The sequence below is a fragment of the Roseibium sp. HPY-6 genome, from assembly GCF_040530035.1.
In the GTDB taxonomy this organism is placed as follows: Bacteria; Pseudomonadota; Alphaproteobacteria; order Rhizobiales; family Stappiaceae; genus Roseibium.
Genome location: NZ_JBEWCD010000001.1, coordinates 2,403,674 through 2,421,829 on the forward strand (window position 1 = coordinate 2,403,674; position 18,156 = coordinate 2,421,829).

At 57.1% G+C, this 18,156-nt stretch carries 16 protein-coding genes; 6 read left to right on the top strand and 10 right to left on the bottom strand.

All coding sequences use genetic code 11. The annotated features are described in order from the left end of the window. Positions 1-43: 43 nt before the first annotated feature. Positions 44-1,144 carry a TRAP transporter substrate-binding protein gene (locus ABVF61_RS11150; RefSeq protein ID WP_353993579.1) on the bottom strand — a complete coding sequence of 367 codons (1,101 nt, stop codon included), beginning with the start codon at positions 1,142-1,144 and terminating at the stop codon, positions 44-46. Between the two features lie 191 nt (positions 1,145-1,335). On the opposite strand from ABVF61_RS11150, the gene ABVF61_RS11155 reads away from it, so the two are divergent. The 3 genes from ABVF61_RS11155 to ABVF61_RS11165 all read left to right on the top strand — a co-directional run bounded on the left by ABVF61_RS11155 (position 1,336) and on the right by ABVF61_RS11165 (position 4,198). Further along, entirely contained in the window at positions 1,336-2,697 is a 1,362-nt protein-coding gene (locus ABVF61_RS11155) for a cache domain-containing protein (protein ID WP_353993580.1), read from the top strand. Positions 2,698-2,704: 7 nt separating this feature from the next. Beyond that, positions 2,705-3,373: a response regulator gene (locus tag ABVF61_RS11160; protein ID WP_353993581.1), complete on the top strand. Its 669-nt coding sequence runs from the start codon at positions 2,705-2,707 to the stop codon at positions 3,371-3,373. Between the two features lie 66 nt (positions 3,374-3,439). After that, complete coding sequence (locus tag ABVF61_RS11165; RefSeq protein ID WP_353993582.1) at positions 3,440-4,198, top strand: gamma-glutamyl-gamma-aminobutyrate hydrolase family protein; 759 nt, start codon at positions 3,440-3,442, stop codon at positions 4,196-4,198. Between the two features lie 94 nt (positions 4,199-4,292). Here the strand turns inward: ABVF61_RS11165 and ABVF61_RS11170 are convergent, their stop codons facing one another. Continuing rightward, the gene (locus tag ABVF61_RS11170; RefSeq protein WP_353993583.1) at positions 4,293-6,200 is read right to left on the bottom strand and encodes a HoxN/HupN/NixA family nickel/cobalt transporter; all 1,908 of its coding nucleotides are present in this window, start codon (positions 6,198-6,200) and stop codon (positions 4,293-4,295) included. A gap of 251 nt (positions 6,201-6,451) precedes the next feature. Here ABVF61_RS11170 and ABVF61_RS11175 point away from each other — a divergent pair, with 251 nt between their 5' ends. After that, positions 6,452-7,528 carry a Glu/Leu/Phe/Val dehydrogenase dimerization domain-containing protein gene (locus ABVF61_RS11175; protein ID WP_353993584.1) on the top strand — a complete coding sequence of 359 codons (1,077 nt, stop codon included), beginning with the start codon at positions 6,452-6,454 and terminating at the stop codon, positions 7,526-7,528. A 73-nt stretch (positions 7,529-7,601) separates the two neighbouring features. Here the strand turns inward: ABVF61_RS11175 and ABVF61_RS11180 are convergent, their stop codons facing one another. The 5 genes from ABVF61_RS11180 to ABVF61_RS11200 all read right to left on the bottom strand — a co-directional run bounded on the left by ABVF61_RS11180 (position 7,602) and on the right by ABVF61_RS11200 (position 11,859). Further along, positions 7,602-8,141 (bottom strand): TetR/AcrR family transcriptional regulator, encoded by a 540-nt coding sequence (locus tag ABVF61_RS11180; RefSeq protein ID WP_353993585.1) that lies wholly within the window; start codon positions 8,139-8,141, stop codon positions 7,602-7,604. 149 nt (positions 8,142-8,290) lie between these two features. After that, positions 8,291-9,187 (bottom strand): LysR family transcriptional regulator, encoded by an 897-nt coding sequence (locus ABVF61_RS11185; RefSeq protein ID WP_353993586.1) that lies wholly within the window; start codon positions 9,185-9,187, stop codon positions 8,291-8,293. A 99-nt stretch (positions 9,188-9,286) separates the two neighbouring features. Continuing rightward, positions 9,287-9,787 (bottom strand): DUF2937 family protein, encoded by a 501-nt coding sequence (locus ABVF61_RS11190; protein WP_353993587.1) that lies wholly within the window; start codon positions 9,785-9,787, stop codon positions 9,287-9,289. 31 nt (positions 9,788-9,818) lie between these two features. After that, on the bottom strand, positions 9,819-10,796 hold the full coding sequence (locus ABVF61_RS11195) for a WD40 repeat domain-containing protein (RefSeq protein WP_353993588.1): 978 nt from the start codon (positions 10,794-10,796) through the stop codon (positions 9,819-9,821). Positions 10,797-10,809: 13 nt separating this feature from the next. Then, positions 10,810-11,859: a CobW family GTP-binding protein gene (locus ABVF61_RS11200; RefSeq protein ID WP_353993589.1), complete on the bottom strand. Its 1,050-nt coding sequence runs from the start codon at positions 11,857-11,859 to the stop codon at positions 10,810-10,812. A 234-nt stretch (positions 11,860-12,093) separates the two neighbouring features. On the opposite strand from ABVF61_RS11200, the gene ABVF61_RS11205 reads away from it, so the two are divergent. Beyond that, on the top strand, positions 12,094-13,263 hold the full coding sequence (locus ABVF61_RS11205) for a pyridoxal phosphate-dependent aminotransferase (RefSeq protein ID WP_353993590.1): 1,170 nt from the start codon (positions 12,094-12,096) through the stop codon (positions 13,261-13,263). A gap of 167 nt (positions 13,264-13,430) precedes the next feature. Beyond that, the gene (locus ABVF61_RS11210; protein ID WP_353993591.1) at positions 13,431-15,593 is read left to right on the top strand and encodes a sensor domain-containing diguanylate cyclase; all 2,163 of its coding nucleotides are present in this window, start codon (positions 13,431-13,433) and stop codon (positions 15,591-15,593) included. Between the two features lie 89 nt (positions 15,594-15,682). Here ABVF61_RS11210 and ABVF61_RS11215 read toward each other — a convergent pair whose 3' ends face one another. The 3 genes from ABVF61_RS11215 to ABVF61_RS11225 form a co-directional block, all read right to left on the bottom strand. Continuing rightward, positions 15,683-16,774, bottom strand: coding sequence for a LacI family DNA-binding transcriptional regulator (locus ABVF61_RS11215; protein ID WP_353993592.1), 1,092 nt, complete (start codon positions 16,772-16,774; stop codon positions 15,683-15,685). 78 nt (positions 16,775-16,852) lie between these two features. Further along, positions 16,853-17,386: an OmpA family protein gene (locus ABVF61_RS11220; protein ID WP_353993593.1), complete on the bottom strand. Its 534-nt coding sequence runs from the start codon at positions 17,384-17,386 to the stop codon at positions 16,853-16,855. Between the two features lie 42 nt (positions 17,387-17,428). Beyond that, positions 17,429-18,073, bottom strand: a complete 645-nt coding sequence (locus ABVF61_RS11225) for a L,D-transpeptidase (RefSeq protein WP_353993594.1) — start codon at positions 18,071-18,073, stop codon at positions 17,429-17,431. Between the last annotated feature and the right edge of the window lie 83 nt (positions 18,074-18,156).

An 18,156-nucleotide genomic window follows, 5' to 3' on the forward strand; every position in this document is an offset into this window, starting at 1 on the left:
GGCGGGACTTCTCCCGCCCCCACCTTAACTTTGCCGGAAGGGCTTAGACTTCGATACCGAGCACGCGGTTGCGCTGCTGGGTATAGCCGGTGTCGGCGAGAAGCATCCAGCGGCCGATTTCGGAGCGGGCCTTCGCGAAGCTTTCGTGTGTCCGTGCAGCAAGGTCGGAGTGCGAAATGGTTTCTTCGAACACTTCCTCGGCTGCCTCGCCGAATGCATCGTAGACTTCGTCATTGAACTGTTTCAGTTCAACGCCGTGCTCGTTGATGAGGCGGTCAAGATAGACACCGTTATTGGCATTGGTTTCAGCCATCTGGCGCGCGTTTTCTTCGTTACATGCCGCTTGGATGATGGCCTGATCTGTCGCCGACAACTGGCTCCACCAGGATTTGTTCATGCCGAATGCGAGCTGGGAACCCGGCTCGTGCATGCCCGGATAGTAGTAGTACTTGGCCGCTTCGTAGAACTTCATGAAGTAGTCGTTGTACGGGCCAACCCATTCTGTTGCATCGACTGCGCCGGAAACGAGGTTTTCGTAAATCTGGCCGCCCGGCAGGGATACCGGAGATGCGCCGAGTTTCGCCATGACGTCACCGCCGAGGCCCGGAATACGCATCTTCAGACCTTTGAGGTCGTCAGCGGTCTCGATTTCCTTGTTGAACCAGCCGCCCATCTGCACGCCGGTGTTGCCGCATGCGAAGTTCTTAAGGCCGAATTCGTCTGCAACTTCGTCCCAGAGTTCCTGACCGCCGCCATACTTGATCCAGGCGTCGATTTCAGCATACGTCAGGCCGAACGGAACAGCTGTGAAGTAGGCCCAAGCCGGATGCTTGCCCTTCCAGTAATAGTCGGCAGCAATGTAAGCCTGAGCGTTACCGGAGGCGACTTCATCAAAGGAGTCAAACGCACCGACACGTTCGCCGGCCGCGAAGTACTGCACATTGATGCGGCCATCGGTCAATTCGCCGATGCGGGCTGCCAGACGCTGAGCCGAAATCCCGAGACCCGGGAAGTCACGTGGCCAGGTGGACACGATCACCAGGTCTGTTGTGCTCTGCGCGACCGCCGGTGCGGCAAGTGCCGAACCTGCGGCAACACCACCGACGCCAAGACCAGCTTTTTTGATAAACGAACGACGATCCATTAGTTTCCTCCCTAATTGGACCAAATATTTCCGGATCGGTCTGCAACCTTGCACCGATCTCGCTGTATGTCTAGTTGACGTGGCAGACGGAAAGCTATTCGTGGTTCTGCGCATATTCTCAGTAGTACTACCGAGAATTTCGCAATAGATAATCGCTTAACGGACGCCTGCGCAACAGGAAAGCAACTTTCGTGACCTTTAAGACAAAATTGCTACTCATCACGATCCTGCCTCTCATCGCGGTATCAGTTCTGATTGGCGGCACGACGTATTACCAGTCGCGAAAGCTGATCGACGCCGAGACGCAATCCGTCGAACAAAGAATCCTTGCAGCGAAGCGGCAGGAAATCCGCAATTACGTGAGCCTCGCCCTGACATCCATCGAGCAGATCTACCAGACGGAACCGGGCGGCCGTGAAGCCGCTCAGGAAGAAGTGAAGGAGATCCTTACCAACCTCACCTTCGATCATGACGGCTACTTCTTCGTCTACACACTCGACGGCACCAACGTCGTTCACCCCAAACTGCCCCACCTGGTCGGTGAAAACTGGTGGGACCTGCAGGACAATAATGGCGACTATGTCATTCGAAACCTGATCACCCAGGCCAGGTCCGGCGGTGGCTTTCATCAATATGTTTGGCACAAGCCCTCCACCGGATCGGTGGAGGAAAAACTTGGCTATGCCATTCTTCTCAACAAATGGGGTTGGATGCTGGGTACCGGTCTTTACACCGACGATATCCAAAAGGAAGTGGCCACGATCCGGGCGGAATTTGCCCAGAACATCCGCCAGACACTTCTAGTGACATTCGTGATCACGCTTGCAGGGATCGTGATTGCCGGCAGCCTGATAGCGGGCGTGCGTTTTTCAGAGCAGCGGTTTGCCGACAGCAAGCTCAAGGAACTGACCAACCGGATCTTTCAGGTTCAGGAACAGGAACGAAAACGGGTCTCTACTGAACTCCACGACAGTATTTCACAGCTGCTGGTTTCCGTCAGATACGGGGTGGAGATGATCCACAGCGAAGCGACGCGCGAACCGGATCTGCAGATGCAGGCGGCCAAATGCCTGAAAACCCTGGACGGAACGATCGCCGAGGTAAGACGCATATCGCGGGACCTCAGGCCGAGCGTTCTGGACGACATGGGGCTGGCAGCCGCGCTTGGCAGTCTCGGGAAGGAAATTCAGAACCAATCCGGGATCAAAGTGAGCGTTGACGCCGAACAGTGTCACAGCCGCCTGTCCGACGGAGCCAAGACTGCACTTTACCGGGTTGTTCAGGAGTGCATGACAAATGTCGCCCGGCACTCACAGGCGAACAAGGTCAACATAGATCTGAAAGTCGGAGCACAAAGCCTCACACTTTGCGTTGAGGACAATGGCATTGGCTTGCCGCGTCCCCTTCCCAAAACAGGAGGACTCGGGTTCAGAAACATGCGCGAGCGAATTGAAACATATGGCGGCAAATTGATTTTGAGCCGACGGTCATCCGGAGGTACGAGAATTAAAGTCCAGATGCCGCTAGACAACACGGCCGCAAAAGCAGCGTAGCACCGAGATGACCCAGAACGTACCACCATCTCCATCAACCGAACGCCCGATCCGCGTTCTGCTCGCCGACGACCATGAACTAGTGCGAGACGGCATCAGGGCGCGGCTCCAAAAAGTGCCTGAACTGGAAGTGGTCGGTGAAGCGACGAACGGACGTGAAGCGGTTCTCATGACAAGGACCCTGAACCCGGATGTGCTTTTGATGGACGTTTCCATGCCGGTCATGAACGGTCTGGAAGCGGCAATGGAAATTCGCAAGACCCAGCCTGACGTCGCGGTTCTGATCCTGTCCGTTTATGACACTCCGGAATATGTACGCGGTGTGGTGCAGGCGGGCGCCAGAGGGTACATTTTGAAAGATATCTCGGCGCAGGAGATGATCAACGCGATTTCGAGCGTGGCCTCTGGCGGCTATTTCTTTTCCGCAGCCATTGGACCGACGCTTGTCGGCGCAAGCGCTTCAGCGCCGGTTGAAGACCCCTACGGCCTGACGGAACGCGAACGCCAGGTCCTGCGCGAGATAGCAAAGGGGCAGCCGAACAAGGATGTTGCAAAGACCCTTGGGATCAGCGTGCGCACAGTGGAATCGCATCGCCTCAATCTTCGAGAAAAAGTCGGCACCAAAAACGCCGCGCAACTCTACAAGATCGCGCAGGAACTGGGATTGCTCGACTAGGGCGATTTCCGTTACACAGGCTGCTGAACTTGTCTCTCATCTCTTTGCATCGCCTCAAGGACCCCAATGACGAAACCGCTTGTCCTGGTTACCGCTGACGTAAAACCCATCGACGGCTTTAACTGGCACGCCGTGAACGCGACGTATCTTCATGCTGTCTTGCAGGGATCCGATTCAGTTCCCTTGATCCTACCCTCCCTTGGCCCGGAGCTGGATGTGGATGCGGCGCTCGATCAGGTCGACGGTGTTTTGGCAACGGGATCACGGTCGAACGTCAATCCCGCAATTTATGGCCAGGAGCCGACGGAAGAAAACGGGCCTTACGATCCGGATCGCGATGCAACGACGTTACCCCTGCTCAAACGTGCCATCGAACGCGGCATTCCCGTTTTTGCGATCTGCCGGGGCATGCAGGAGCTGAACGTCGCTCTTGGCGGCACGCTGCTTACTGAAATCCAGACAATCAGCGGACGTGAGGATCACAGGGCGCCGGTCTCCGATCAACAGGACGAGCGGTTTCGCATTGCGCATCCGGTCGATGTCACTGATGGCGGATGCCTGGAACAGGTACTCGGCTCTGACCCTTTTGAGGTCAACTCGCTGCATCGTCAGGCGGTCGGCGACCTCGGTGCGGGCCTTGTGATGGAGGCCCAGGCTGAAGATGGAACGATCGAGGCCATGTCCGTTCAGGACAGCTGCGGATATGTTTTGGCGACCCAGTGGCATCCGGAATATTGGGTCTCGACGGATGGCCCGTCACAAAAGCTCTTCAGCGCATTTGGCGACGCTGTGCGCGCCTACCGGGAAAAACGGCTCGGTCGTTAAATGAATAGGCAGTTGCGCAAGCCTTCTGCCGGAGCAGCAAGGTAAAATTCGGCAGATCCCTGAGCATGCCCGGGACCATCCGGCACCCGCAGCGCTATCCCCAGCCGAGTGTGGCAATCAGCAAGGTGACACCGAGCAGGAACACGATCGCCGCACCAAGGATCTCGATAGAGCGGTGAATGCGCACGGACATGGGACTACCGTCGCCAAACAGCCTCACGGCAAGATCCTTTGCGCCAACCGCAAGTCCGGCAAGAAGGGAAACAGTGATGCCGGTGCCAACTGCCATTGCCAGTGTGGAAGCGATCCCTGCCGCAATCATCCCCTGTGACAACGCAAAGACCAACACCACCAGCGCGCCGGTGCACGGGCGCAGGCCAACCGCAAAAATGATCGATGCTGCGCGCGCCATGGTGATCTCCCCCTGGATCATGTCAGGGGTTGGTGCATGTGCGTGCCCGCAGGACGTACAAATGCCATCCGGTCCAAAATGATGATGGTGTCCGTGGTGGTGATGTCCGTGGTGATTATGACTGCGCGCGTCTGCGCCAGCTAACGCGAGACGATCGCCCGCCAAGCGATCTGCGATGTTCACAACAAGCGGCCGCACCGCTTTTTGCCAAAGCAGCCACCCACCGAGGCCGGTTATCAGCACATAGGACCCGATCTCAAACCAGCGGGCTGTATCCTGAATGGCAATGCTGGTCAGGTTGAAGACCACAGCAAGCCCACCAACCAGAACGATGGCGGTCAGGGCTTGCGCAAAAGCCGAAGCGAACGACAGTATGATGCCCTTCTTCAGTGTTTCATCATTGGCAACGACGTAAGACGTGATGATCGCCTTTCCGTGGCCCGGCCCGGCGGCGTGAAACACCCCATAGGCGAAAGACAATCCGATCAAAAGCCAACCCGCATTCGGATTGCTGCGAAATGCACGAAGGCTGGCGACGAGCTTCTGGTAAAATTCCTTCTGCTTCAACGCGATCGTACCGAACACCTGATCCAGAATTCCCGCCTGGACGGTCGATGCCGCAGGCGCTTCGATGACGGCAACCTGTGTCGACGCGGCGACCTCCTGTGCACGCTCTGTGCCACCCGACGCTGCATCGCCTGGCAACTCCACCGCACTCGCCGTCTCGACAGGAGCCCCGCCGGATCCATCCTGATTGTCAGCCTGCTCGACGACCGGCGGCACGGCAAGGGAGCTTTCTGCGCTCGCGCAATTGATGATCATCTGGTTGACTTGGGTCGCAGCGGCTGACTGCAGCTCCGGTGGCAAATCCCGTTGCTCTGGCCCGATCTGCGCAAGCGCATAAGCCGTCGCCGCGTCCAGAGGTGGCGGTTCCTTGCGCGTGACCTGGCATGTACCCGGCGCATTGACGGTCCCGACTGCGTCGTCTTCCCGGCCGAACCTGAAATCGACATAATAGGTCGGATCATAGATATCGAGCGTTATGGGCGCACTTGCATCGGTACTGTCTTTTAGCGGCAGCACAAAATGCAGCTCCAACAGATCGACGTTTTCAATCATCGACCCACCATTGACCTTGATGTCTTCCTCAATGGCCTCGAAGTCTTCCGGCTTCATGACCCAGTAGTCTTCAATCTGGACGTTGGTTACTTCCAGCCAGAATTCGGTCGGAGCCGTAAAATCGAGTTCGACACGCGTGTTGTCGCCAAAGGTGAAATAGCCGTAATCGGCCATGCTCTCGACATTGACCTTGGCGAGCTCGGCAAGCTCTTCCCGGGAATAGATGCCGTCCTGGTTTGTATCGAATCCCTGGATCGCAAACGCCGTGAAGGCGTCATCGAAGCGGAAGACATGCTTGACGGCGACAGCCTGTCCCTGATCGTCGAATATCAGCTTCGAGCGCGCTTCCACAAACACGTGTGGATGCGCCAGCGCAGCGGCAATCATTGCGACAAGCAGGATTAATGCACCTGTCGCGCGCGTTACGAAAGAATATGCGGCCTCCGGCAGAATGGAGGAAAAACAACGCAACGGAATCACCTGCTTCTAGGGCTGTTCCAAGGCTAAATGACACTCATCGCCCTCTGTGACCAGAGAAGACGGCAGCATCATGGCTGAATAACATCCCGCGCCGCAAAAGACGCAGCGGTCATTTTCACCACTTTTCCCAAGAATTTGAAACACACGTTCTCAATTTAGGATCAAGTTTGGGAAAAAAGAGACGTTATTCTCGAAAACGAGCCTAAATTATTTGTACTGACAATAATCAGACAGAGCCAACCATGAATGCCTTGCACACATCTGTTCACCACAGTGCCGTTTTCGACCACCCGGAGATGGGCGAACATGAGAATGTCGTTTTCGCCAAAGACAAGGAAAGTGGCCTGAACGCCATCATCGCCGTCCATGACACAACCTTGGGACCGGCCCTTGGGGGTTGCCGCGTATGGCCCTACGAAAATCCGGCAGACGCGCTGACAGATGCCTTACGTCTCTCCAGGGGAATGACCTACAAAAACGCTTTGGCGGGTCTTGATCTTGGCGGCGGCAAGGCGGTCATCATGGCATGTCCTCGCAAGGACAAGTCCAACCAGATGATGGAGGCCTTTGGCCGACACGTCGAAAGGCTTTCGGGCACATACATCACTGCGGAAGATGTCGGCGTTTCACCGGATGATATGGAAGCGGTCGCCCGGCATACGGATCACGTGCGCGGAACAAGTGCCACTGGGCTTGGCGACCCGTCTCCCTACACCGCGCTTGGCGTTTTTGAAGGCATCAAGGCGTCAGCGCATCATGTCTTCGGCACCAGCGATCTGGAAGGCAAAACCGTATCCGTACAGGGTCTGGGTCATGTGGGTTTCGATGTTGCCCGGCAATTGCATGAGGCCGGGGCAAAGCTCATCGTTTCCGACATACACAGTCCGGCGGTCGTCCGCGCTCTCGATGAGTTCGGCGCGACTGCAGTCGACGCCTCGGAAGCGCATCTCGCCGCGGCAGATATTTTCGTACCCTGTGCGCTCGGAGCCGGATTGAACGCGCGTACGATCCCGCAAATCCAGGCCCGTGTCGTTGCCGGCGCTGCAAACAACCAGCTGCAGACGCCTGCAGACGGCGTCGCCCTCAAGCAACGGGGAATTCTTTACGCCCCCGACTACGCGATCAATGCCGGTGGCGTGATCTCCATCGCTTTGGCGCAACCGGGTGGCAGCGACACCCGCGTCCGGGAAAAGACGCTGGCAATCGGCGATACGCTGACGCTTATCTTTGAAAGGGCCTCCAGAGAAGGAACCACCCCGGAAGCGATTGCCGACAAAATGGCCGAAGAACGCCTCGCAAAATCGGGCCAATCCAGCTGAACGACCACGTTCCTAAAGAGCGGCAACGCTTCAAACCAGCGTTGCCGTTTTAAGCCTTGGATGGATTATGATTTCAGGAGTAGCGGCTTTCGCTCGCCGCCTTGAACATCAACCGCACCTGCTTCTTGGCATCGTCCACTGCCGTCTCGCCCATTTCGGCGTAGCAGGCGGTGACGCCCTCATGAAGCAGATAGAGTGTTGAGCCGAACTGTTCCTGTCCGCTCAAGACGCCGAAAAACTCAAGCAGCTCACCTTTGTGGCGGTTTACTGTCGCCTTGATCTCGGTGCTGTCCGGGTTTGCAGCAAGCGCCTGGCGGAAGAAACACTCTTTGCCCTGCGTCACTCTCATCCAGCCGCCGAGCTTGTCGAAGAGCTGCTCCGCGGCAGCCAAACCCGGTTCTGAAACGCCTTCGCGCACATATTTCTGATATCTTTGATGCCTGTATTCCAGGGCACCGAGGATCATCGCCTCACGAGACGGGAAATGGCGGTAGAGCGTGCGCATGCTGACGCCGACGCCTGCACGGAGTTCGGGAACGCTAGGCTCTGCAAATCCGCGGCTCCAGAACACCTGCTCCAGCCCGGCAGCTATTTGTTTCTGTGCGTCATTCATCACTTCACACTGGTGCGTATACATTAAATTTGCAACAAAAATTTCAGTGCCGTTTTCCCGCATCTGCGGAAAATATAAGCATTGGCGGACGCGATATAAGAGAGAAGCGTCCTAAAGCTCGATTACCGCGACTGGTATCGTGCAAATTGCTAGCCGGCCGGGTTCTTGGCGGTCCATTCAACAAGAAAATCCACAAGCGCGCGAACCTTCGCGCTCAGGTGACGGCGGTGCGGATAAACCGCATAAATACCGCGCATCGGCTCTTCGAATGTCTCCAATAGCGGCACCAGATCACCGGTCTTTACGTCGTCGGCAACGAAAAAAAGCGGTGTTCGCAGGAAGCCCAGATGTGCCAGAGCTGCCTCACGCGCGGCCGCAGCGCTGTTGACTTCCAGCGGTCCTTTGACCGCCACCGAAAGCCGCTCACCTTCTGACTGGAATGCCCAGTTCTGTTTGTAGCGATAGTTTGTATCGATAATGCACGGCCGCGTCGAAAGATCTGCTGGCACGTTCGGCGCTCCGTAGCGCTCGACCACTTCGGGCGACGCGCAGACGATCGTACGAAATGGTGCAATCTTGCGCGCGATCAGGCTGGAGTCTTCCAGCTGTGTGACCCGGACCGCAAGATCGAAGCCTTCCTCGACAAGGTCGACGAAGCGATCTTCCAAGCGCAAGTCCAGGTTCACATCCGGATACCGCGTCAGGAAATGCATCATTGCCTTGTTCAGCATATCGTCTCCCATCGACCGCGGCGCGGAGACACGCAAGCGGCCTCGCACTTCTTGATGAGACGACTGGACCGACGCCTGAAGATCATCGATCCGCTGCAGGATTTCTGCAGCCTCTTTGTAATACGCCTCGCCAACTTCGGTCAGGGAGACTTGACGTGTCGTGCGGTTGAGGAGACGCACCCCGAGTTCGTCCTCCAGTTCACCGACATATTTTGAAACCAGCGCTTTGGACCGGCCCATTTCCCGTGCAGCAGCAGAAAATCCGTTGGAATCGACCACTTGAATAAAACAGCGCATGCGCGTGATTGCGTCCATCCGGCTCCCCTTCCGCGTTGCACATCATTCAACCTGATTACATGATTTGATGTGAGGCGGTCAAAGAAGACGGCGGAATGCAAATACCGGCGCGCCGCATTAGGTCTTAGCCCGCAAAGGCCGCAGGAGTAGACGCAGGAAACCAAGCAACCCACCGAAAAGAATGAACCCCGCCAAGGCACCGGCCCCTGCACTGGCAAAGCCCGCGATAGTGACCGGAATGGCCGGCTCGTAGTCTTCGGCGGTGGCTTGCGCCAGTTGCCGGTCGAAACCGCGCGCAAACACAAACAGACGCTCCAGCGAGCCCGCCTGCTCAAGCTCTTCCTGCTGCTGCTTCAAACGAACAAGGCGCGTATCGGCAACGGCCATGCTATCACCACGCGCCTGGATGAAAGGATCGTCCGAGGCTTTCTGTCGGGCAATCGCCTCCGTGACAGACATACCGTAGGCCGCCGCATCCCGCCGGAAATCGGCGAGAATTTCTTCGAGCGCGTCGATCGCTCCGCCCATGCGCTGACGATATTGCTGAGAAAATTCCGGTAGTTGAGACGTTGCCGTACCGCTCGTCAGCATGACTATGAACATCAGGATCCGAACCATGAACATCTCCCGGACGCGGCGCGTTCTGCCGTCATTCCTGCAGGCTGATAATCCCGGCTTCTCCCACCTCCGAACCGAAGGCCAGGCGTATGCCTTCGCTGTCCCAGCCCATTGAAGAAACAGGATCTTTTCCCGGACGCCGAAGCTGGACCTCGGCCTTGTCTTCGAAGCGGCACATCACGATCGACCCATCCTGATATCCAACGGCAGTGACCTCTTCCTTCGGATGACAGGCGACGGCCGTCACAAGCATGTCAGCGCGGCTTCCGAGCTGAAGCGGTGACTGCCCCATCGGACCGGTCTTGCCATAATAAGGCCAGAGAATGGCAGCGTTCGCTCCTGACGTTGCAAGATAACGGCCCTTGGCGGACCAGCTGAAGGATTTGACCTTCGCCGGATAACCGCTCATGCGCATGTCCTGGCTGTCCGAAAGTCGCCAGCCGTGAAGAGCATTCTCCTGCATGGCTGTCACAAGATATTTGCCATCGGGAGAAAAACTGACGCCAAGATGTGCACCGGCCCAGTTCAATTCGAAGGGCTCCCCATCTGTTCCGGCCCACCACAAGCTGGCTCCGTTGTAGCGGGAGACGGCGAGGCGAAGCCCCTTGGGTGCGAAGGTCAGCCCACCAACTGCACGCTCGTGCTGAAATTCATTTGTGCGACCATCGTCCAGATGAACCCACGCCGTTCGGCCGCTCGCAAAGGCAACCGCTCCTGAGGGGCCGGCTGCAATCAGGTCGATCCACTTGCGAGGACGCTCGGCGACCAATTCGAAAGACCCGTCGGGGGCGCAACGGTAGATGCAACCATCGTCGCCGGACGTAATCAGACCGGCGCCATCTTTCATCGGCTCGGCTGCCAGAAGACCGTCTTTGTGTGGTCGCAGTGTCCGGACACCTTCGCCGGAGAGCGTGATCTCGCCTTCGCCTGTCGCGAAATAGGCGCAGGTTTTCAAAAAACCTGCGCGAACGACAAATCCATTCACATCCACGGGAGCTATCGTCGGCACTGTGTCGTCCCTGTTAGGCGGCGCAGGCCTGGAAACTTTGCTTCAGAACGTCCCAGTTGAGGTCCCGCCCAATGAACACAAGCCGGCTCTCGCGCGGTTCGTCGCCTTTCCAGTCGCGCTGATGGTCGCCCTCGACGATCATGTGAACGCCCTGAATCACATAGCGCTGGGGATCGTCCTTGAACGCGAGAATGCCCTTCAGTCGCAGAATGTTCGGACCCTGCACCTGCGTGACCTGATTGATCCATTTGAAGAACATGTCCGGATTCAGGTCTCCTGCCGTCAGCGAGATGCTTTTGACCGAGTGCGGAGCGTCATCGTGATGATGGTGATCATGATGATGATGCCCATGATCGTGGTCGTGATCGCAATCCGGACCGCATTCATGTGCATGATGGCCATGCTCCAGAAAATGCGGATCAAGCGAAAGGATCCGGTCCAGATCAAACGCGCCACGATCCAGGACTTTCGCGATCTCCACTCCGCAACGCTCGCTCCGGTGCATGACTGCATAAGGATTTATCGACCGGATCCTCGCTTCGACCCCTGCCAACTCGTCGGGCGTGACCAGATCGGTCTTGTTGATCAGGATGACGTCGGCAAAGGCGACCTGATCTTCAGCTTCTTCAGTGTCTTCAAGACGCTGAAGAACATGGCGCGCGTCGACAACGGCAACAACCGCATCAAGACGCGCGGCGGCTCTGACATCGTCATCCATGAAAAAGGTCTGCGCCACGGGGGCCGGGTCGGCAACGCCGGTCGTCTCGACCACAATGGCGTCAAAAGCGCCTCTGCGTTTCATCAGGTTCTGGACGGTTCGGATAAGGTCGCCGCGCACCGTGCAACAGATGCAGCCGTTGTTCATTTCAAAGATTTCTTCGTCCGACTCGACGAGGAGATCGTTGTCGATGCCCACTTCGCCGAATTCGTTGACGATGACGGCGTACCGTTGTCCGTGGTTTTCCGTCAGGATACGATTGAGCAAAGTGGTTTTGCCGGCGCCGAGATATCCGGTCAGGACCGTAACCGGAATCTGTGCCTGGGCGTCCTGGGTCGCAGACATTGCGAAACTTCCTGGCTTTGTTGATGTGTCGATCACCTGCGTGCCTGCAGGCTGCGTTGCCGCGTATATAATCATAAACAGGACGGTTTGGGAGAGTGACGGAAAATTTTCCTGTGACGTCCCAAATTCTATCAGGACAACAGCGAACTGCTTCAATGCTATCCGGTCTTTTCAGGCCGCGCATTCGCACGGTAACGTGTCGCAAATTTGCCGACACAAGAAAGAGAGCAACCGATGTTGAAAACGATAAGCGGCTTCGACCGCATTGGCGAGGAAAACGCCTTCGCCGTTCTTGCTCGAGCCACCGAACTTGCCGGCCAGGGACACGACATCATCAACCTCGGTATTGGCCAACCTGATTTCCGCACTCCGGACCATATTGTCGAAGCCGCAGTCAAGGCGCTTCGCGACGGCCATCACGGATACACGCCTGCGACCGGGATCGCGCCGCTCAGGGAAGCCGTTTCAGCCGATCTTGCCCAACGGCATGGCGTCGAAATGAACCCGGGCAACATTCTGATCGTTCCAGGTGGCAAGGTGACCATGTTCATGGCCATCTTGATGTTTGGCGAGCCCGGAACCGAAATCCTCTATCCCGACCCGGGGTTTCCGATCTATCGCTCCATGATCGAGTTCACCGGGGCCAGGCCCGTTCCCGTTCCGATACGCGAGGAAAACGACTTCGCCTTTTCCGCCGAGGAAACCCTCTCGCTCCTGAACGACAGGACGCGGTTGTTGATCCTCAATTCTCCTGCGAATCCGACCGGTGGTGTGACGCCGCGTTCGGAAATCGAGGCACTCGTGAGAGGTCTGGAGGAGCACCCGAACGTCGCAATCCTGTCTGACGAAATCTATTCCCAGATGACCTATGACGGCATGGAGCATGTTTCGCTGCTGAAGTATGAATCGATCCGCGACAGGCTGATCCTTCTGGACGGGTGGTCCAAAACCTATGCGATGACCGGTTGGCGCATGGGCTTCTCCCTTTGGCCGGATGCTCTTGCCGACAAGGCGCGCAAACTTGCAGTCAATGCCTGGTCATGCGTGAATGCACCGGCACAATTCGCAGGCCTTGCAGCACTGACCGGGCCGCAAACTGCGGTCCGTGACATGGTGGCGGAATTCGACGGCAGACGTAAAGTGATCGTCGAGGGATTGAACAGGCTGCCCGGCGTTACCTGCAGGACACCGTTGGGTGCTTTCTACGCCTTTCCAAACATTACCGGCACGGGCTGGAAAGCCAAAAAACTCGCGTCGGCCCTGCTCGAGGAGGCAGGCGTCGCAACCATAGGCGGGCCGGATTTCGGAATACTCGGCGAGGGATACATACGTCTTTCTTATGCGAACTCCACAGAAAACATCAAAGCCGCACTTGCCCGCATAGAAAAATTCCTCGAACAGTGAGTCGTATATTTGAATTTACTGGTCAAGTTAAGTGAGCAGCCTTGAGATCAGCTTGTGAAAATAGCAAAGACTATCATGAGGTTACCTTACGTATCTGTTTTTTAATCATTTCTTGTCTTCATTTGCATTCGAGCGAAAACCGTTGAAGCAATGACGGGAGGAATTTGGTGGAGTTGATTACGCTCGATCTGGAGCAGTCTTTCGGGGACTTGAACGAAGCCGTTCTTGTCACGAACCCCGAAAGAACGATTGTTTTCGCCAACAAGGCTTTTGAACGGCTTCTACGGGTCGGACAGGATGACCTTATCGGCAACACGACAAGGCGGTTTTTTGCCGATCCTGCTCAATTCGACCGTATGGCGGAACTTTATCATCGTCCGGAAGACCAGCGACATCGCAAGCTCTATCCTATCGAAGCTGTTCTGGGCGACGGCACTCACAAACAGCTTGAAGTTGTCAGCGCTCCGTTGTTCGACAGATCCCGGCGGATGTGCGGTCTTCTGTTTCTGGCACATGATGTCAGCGACCGGACCAAGCTTGAAAACCAGTTGAGCGAAATTGTCGTGACGTTCGAGGACGCCCTGGATGCCATCCTCGAAGGCTTTGCGATCTATGATAGCGAGGACCGACTGGTTCTGTGCAACGACACTTACCGCGAAATCTATGAAGCCTCCGCACCAGCGATGTTTCCGGGCAACCGGTTTGAAGACATCTTGCGTTTCGGCCTGAGCCACGATCAGTATGATACGGGGCTTATGGACAATGAAGCGTGGTTGGCGGAAAGGCTCAAACAACACCAGGCTGCAGATGGCCAGATACTGGAACAGCAGCTGGACAATGGCCGCTGGCTGAGAATATCCGAGACCCGCACAAGCACGGGCGGGATTGTCGGCATTCGTGCGGATATCACCGAACTGAAACAAGCCAAGGCACTTGCTGAAAAGGCCTATCAGAACCTCCACCTCATGGCAGACAGCATCTCTGCCTGTGTCGGTGAAGTTAACCTGGAGGGCAAATGCCTGTTCCTGAACAAAACCGGATGCGAGTGGTTCAACGGGAGGTCTGAAGACCTGCTGGGTACACGTTTGCGGGAAAAGCTGCCGTGGAAAGAACGCGATGCCATCAGCTCTCTCTTTAAGCAGGCGATCAATGGACAAAAAGCGTCGGAGGAAGTCGGCCTGAACTTTCCGGACGGTGTTTTTCGCGAGTGCCAGGTGGATTGCAATCCGCGCTTTAACGATGAAGGCAATGTCGACGGCCTCGTTGTCCTTATTTCGGACATCACGAACCGCAAGAAAACCGAGCGCACGCTCGCCGAGCTTTATGCGATCACGTCCACGAGGGAACTTGGCCACGAGGACAAGATCGCCGAGATCCTGCGCCTCGGATGCGAACACTTTGATCTTCCGGTCGGCATCATTAGCAGGGTTTTTAACGAGACCTACACGATCACGCACGCGCAAAGTCCCGGCAACGTCGTAACTCCGGGACAGTCGTTCGAACTCAAGGATACCTATTGCACTCTGACGCTTCAGGCGGATGAGCCGATCGCGACGGCCCATGCGGCCGAATCCGAATTTGCCGGACATCCTTGTTACGAACTCTTCGGCGTCGAGACTTATATCGGAGCTCCATTGCTCGTCGACGGCGTTGTGCATGGCACGATCAATTTCACCGCCCAGGAGATCCGGAAACGTCCGTTTACATCGGCTGACGTGCAGATCATCCGGCAGTTTGCCGATTGGATTGGCCATGAAATCGCGCGTCAACGCGATCACCAGGCGCTGATGGATGCCAAAATCCGCATGGAGCGCATCGCGAGTATTGATGACCTGACCCAGATCTTCAACCGGCGGGCCTTTCTTGAACACGCAGAAAGGGAAATTCAGCGTTTCCGCAGATCGAAGACGGCCTTTGTTGCCGTCATGATGGATATCGACAGGTTCAAGAACATCAACGATCTGCACGGCCATGCTGCCGGAGACGAAGTCCTGCAGCTGTTTGCACGCACGATCTCCAACGAACTCCGTTCGACCGACGTCTTCGGTCGTGTCGGCGGAGAAGAGTTTTGCCTGATCCTGAGCGACACGGATCTCCAGGAGGCACTGCACGTTTGTGAAAGGCTCCGCAAGCGCATTGTCTACGGGTGCCAACTGGAGCAGGTCGAGCAGACCGTAACCTGCAGTATGGGACTGGCGCTCTCAACCCGTGAAGACGTTGCTTTTTCATCGCTCATGCAAAAAGCCGATACGGCCCTTTACGAAGCGAAGACGACAGGGCGCAACAAATGCGTTGTCTATGCGCCGGCCCCCGACGCCGTCTCCGCATAAGATCCATATGAGAGCATGTTCCTGCGCGGTGGTTCGTCGCGCCTGACGGCGTTGCGCGCCAAGCGCACGCTTAACCGCTCGAGCAGCCGTTAGTCCGCGAGCCTTTGCGCAAGACGCACACCCGGCGGCGGCGAGCTCTCTCTGATCCGCAGTTCCGGTTCAATGACGATCGGCTTGTTCGGTACCCGGTCACCGGCCACTTGCCGTAGAAGGGTCAGCGCGGCAAGGCGCCCGATCTTGTCCGGCTGGTTGGCAACTGTCGTGAGCGCAGGGGTGCGCGCGTCGGCGCCGTCGATATCATCATATCCCGTAATCGCCATGTCCGGCCCGGGTTCGATTCCGGCACGCCGAAGCGTTGTCATCATGCCGAAGGCGACCAGATCGTTGAAGCCGACAATCGCGGTCGGCCGTTCCTCCGCCTCCATGATGGCGGGAACCGCCGCGCGCCCGTCGGCCTGGGTCATGAGCTCCGGCAGGTCGACTTGCGTGTCGGGGTCTATGCCGGCCTCTTTCAAGGCCTTCCGCCATCCTTCATTCCGGTGGCGGCCGGTCGAACTGTCCCGGCGCCCGCCTGCCATGCCGATCTTTTTGTGCCCCTGGGCCAGCAGGTGCTTGGTAATCATATAGGTTCCGGCAAGGTCGTCACCGCGCACGCAAGGGGCCCAGACGCCCGGAACTTCGCGCGCAACGAGCGTCACGGGGATGCCCTGATCCACGAGCCGGTTGATCTCTTCAGCCGTTGTGCCGACAGACGGGCATAGGATCAGTCCATCTGCCCTGTGCTGGAGCAACGTGTTCACAAAGCCCCGCTGACGCTTCACGTCGTCCCTGTGGTTGCAGATGAAGATCATCTGCCCCTGCTCTTCAAGCACGTCTTCCAGCGCTGAAAAGACTTCAGCAAAGTAAGGATTGAGAATGTCGTGAACGGCAACCCCGACGATTTGGCTCCGCGACGTGCGCAGCGACGCGGCAGAGCGGTTATAGATGTAACCTATCTCTTCAGCTGTCTGCTTGACCTTCTCCCGTGTTTCTTCAGCCACGAGCGGGCTGTCGCGCAGCGCAAGCGAGACCGTTGCCGTCGATATGCCCAGCTGGTCGGCAATGTGGCCCAGTGTCAGCCTTTTACCCGGTTTCGGGGGCAAGTCCGATTGCGATGTCGTGGAGTCTTTGTCTTCTGACATTCAACAGTCTCTATTTCCGCGGCGACTGAGTGGACCGATATATCCCTCAGCCGCTGCGGTAAACAGACAATTCGTCGACTATCGAGCCTGGGGCGCGGATTCGTCGAATTCTTCCCGCAAATTGACGACCACACGGCGGTTCTGCGACTGGCACTCGATCGAAGCGCAATCGGTTACCGGACGTTCCACACCATAGCCCTTGGACCACAAGCGCTTCGGACTGACGCCCAGCGACACCAACTCGGCCATGACCGCGTCGGCTCTTTGCGCAGAAAGCGTTTTCTGGGCAGCTTCGCTGCCCGGGTCATCGGCATGGCCCTGTACCTTGACCAGCCATTTCCGGTTCTGCTTGAGCCAGTCGGCCTGGCTCTTGATTGTCATCTTGGCTTCTTCGGTGACAACCGCCGATCCGCGGTCAAAATAGACCCGACGGCCAACATTGATGATGAACTCTTCCTCCGAGCCGGAAGAAATCTCACCAAACCCGGCGGCCGGTGCGTTCGTGACATCCGGCGACGACAGCCCGCCAGCCGTGTTACAGGCAGCCAGCCCCAACACACATATTGCGGCGATCAATGCACTCTGGCCCCATCGGCCAATCCAATTTCCCAAGAACGCCCCCCAGACTTTCCTTATGTCAAATACGTGCCGGCCTTAGCCGGCACTCGCACCCAAATGCTCAAGAACGAGCACAGCAGTACCTTTCGGACAACGCTGATAAAGATCGATAATGTCTTCCGGCAGCATGCGGATACACCCACTGGACACATCGTGACCGATGCTCCAAGGCTCGAGCGTCCCATGCAGCCGATAGCCCGTATCGCTGCCGTTGTTGTAGAGGTATAGCGCACGCGGGCCCAAGGGGTTGTTGGCCGCGCCGCCTTCAACCCGGCGCGGCAGCTCCGGTTGACGCTTCAGCATTTCGGGCGGCGGCACCCAGCGCGGCCAGAGCGCTTTCCGGTCGATCCGGGCGCGGCCATACCACTTGAAGCCCTCACGGCCAACACCGACGCCGTATCTCAACGCGGTGTTGTTTTCCCAGATCCAGTAAAGGAAGTGATTCCGGGTGTCCACGACCACGGTTCCGGGAGGCTCCGGGCTGAAATACTTGACCATTTGGCGACGCCAGACAGGATCAATGCGGTTTAAGTTCGTCCGCCGGTACTGGTAGCCGTTGTCCTGCTCGTAGCCGTTGAAATACGCGTTTGCGGCAGCATTGGCATGCGCCAGTTTCGGTAGTGCGAAGGTCCCCGCAACTGCTGCGGCTCCTCCTAAAAATGTGCGGCGATCAATTGCCATCCCATTCCTCCTAGACAGGTTGGTGAGGAAAATTCACCTAGGGTCTACGCCAGCCGCCATTAAGAGGGAAACTCACGCGAGCC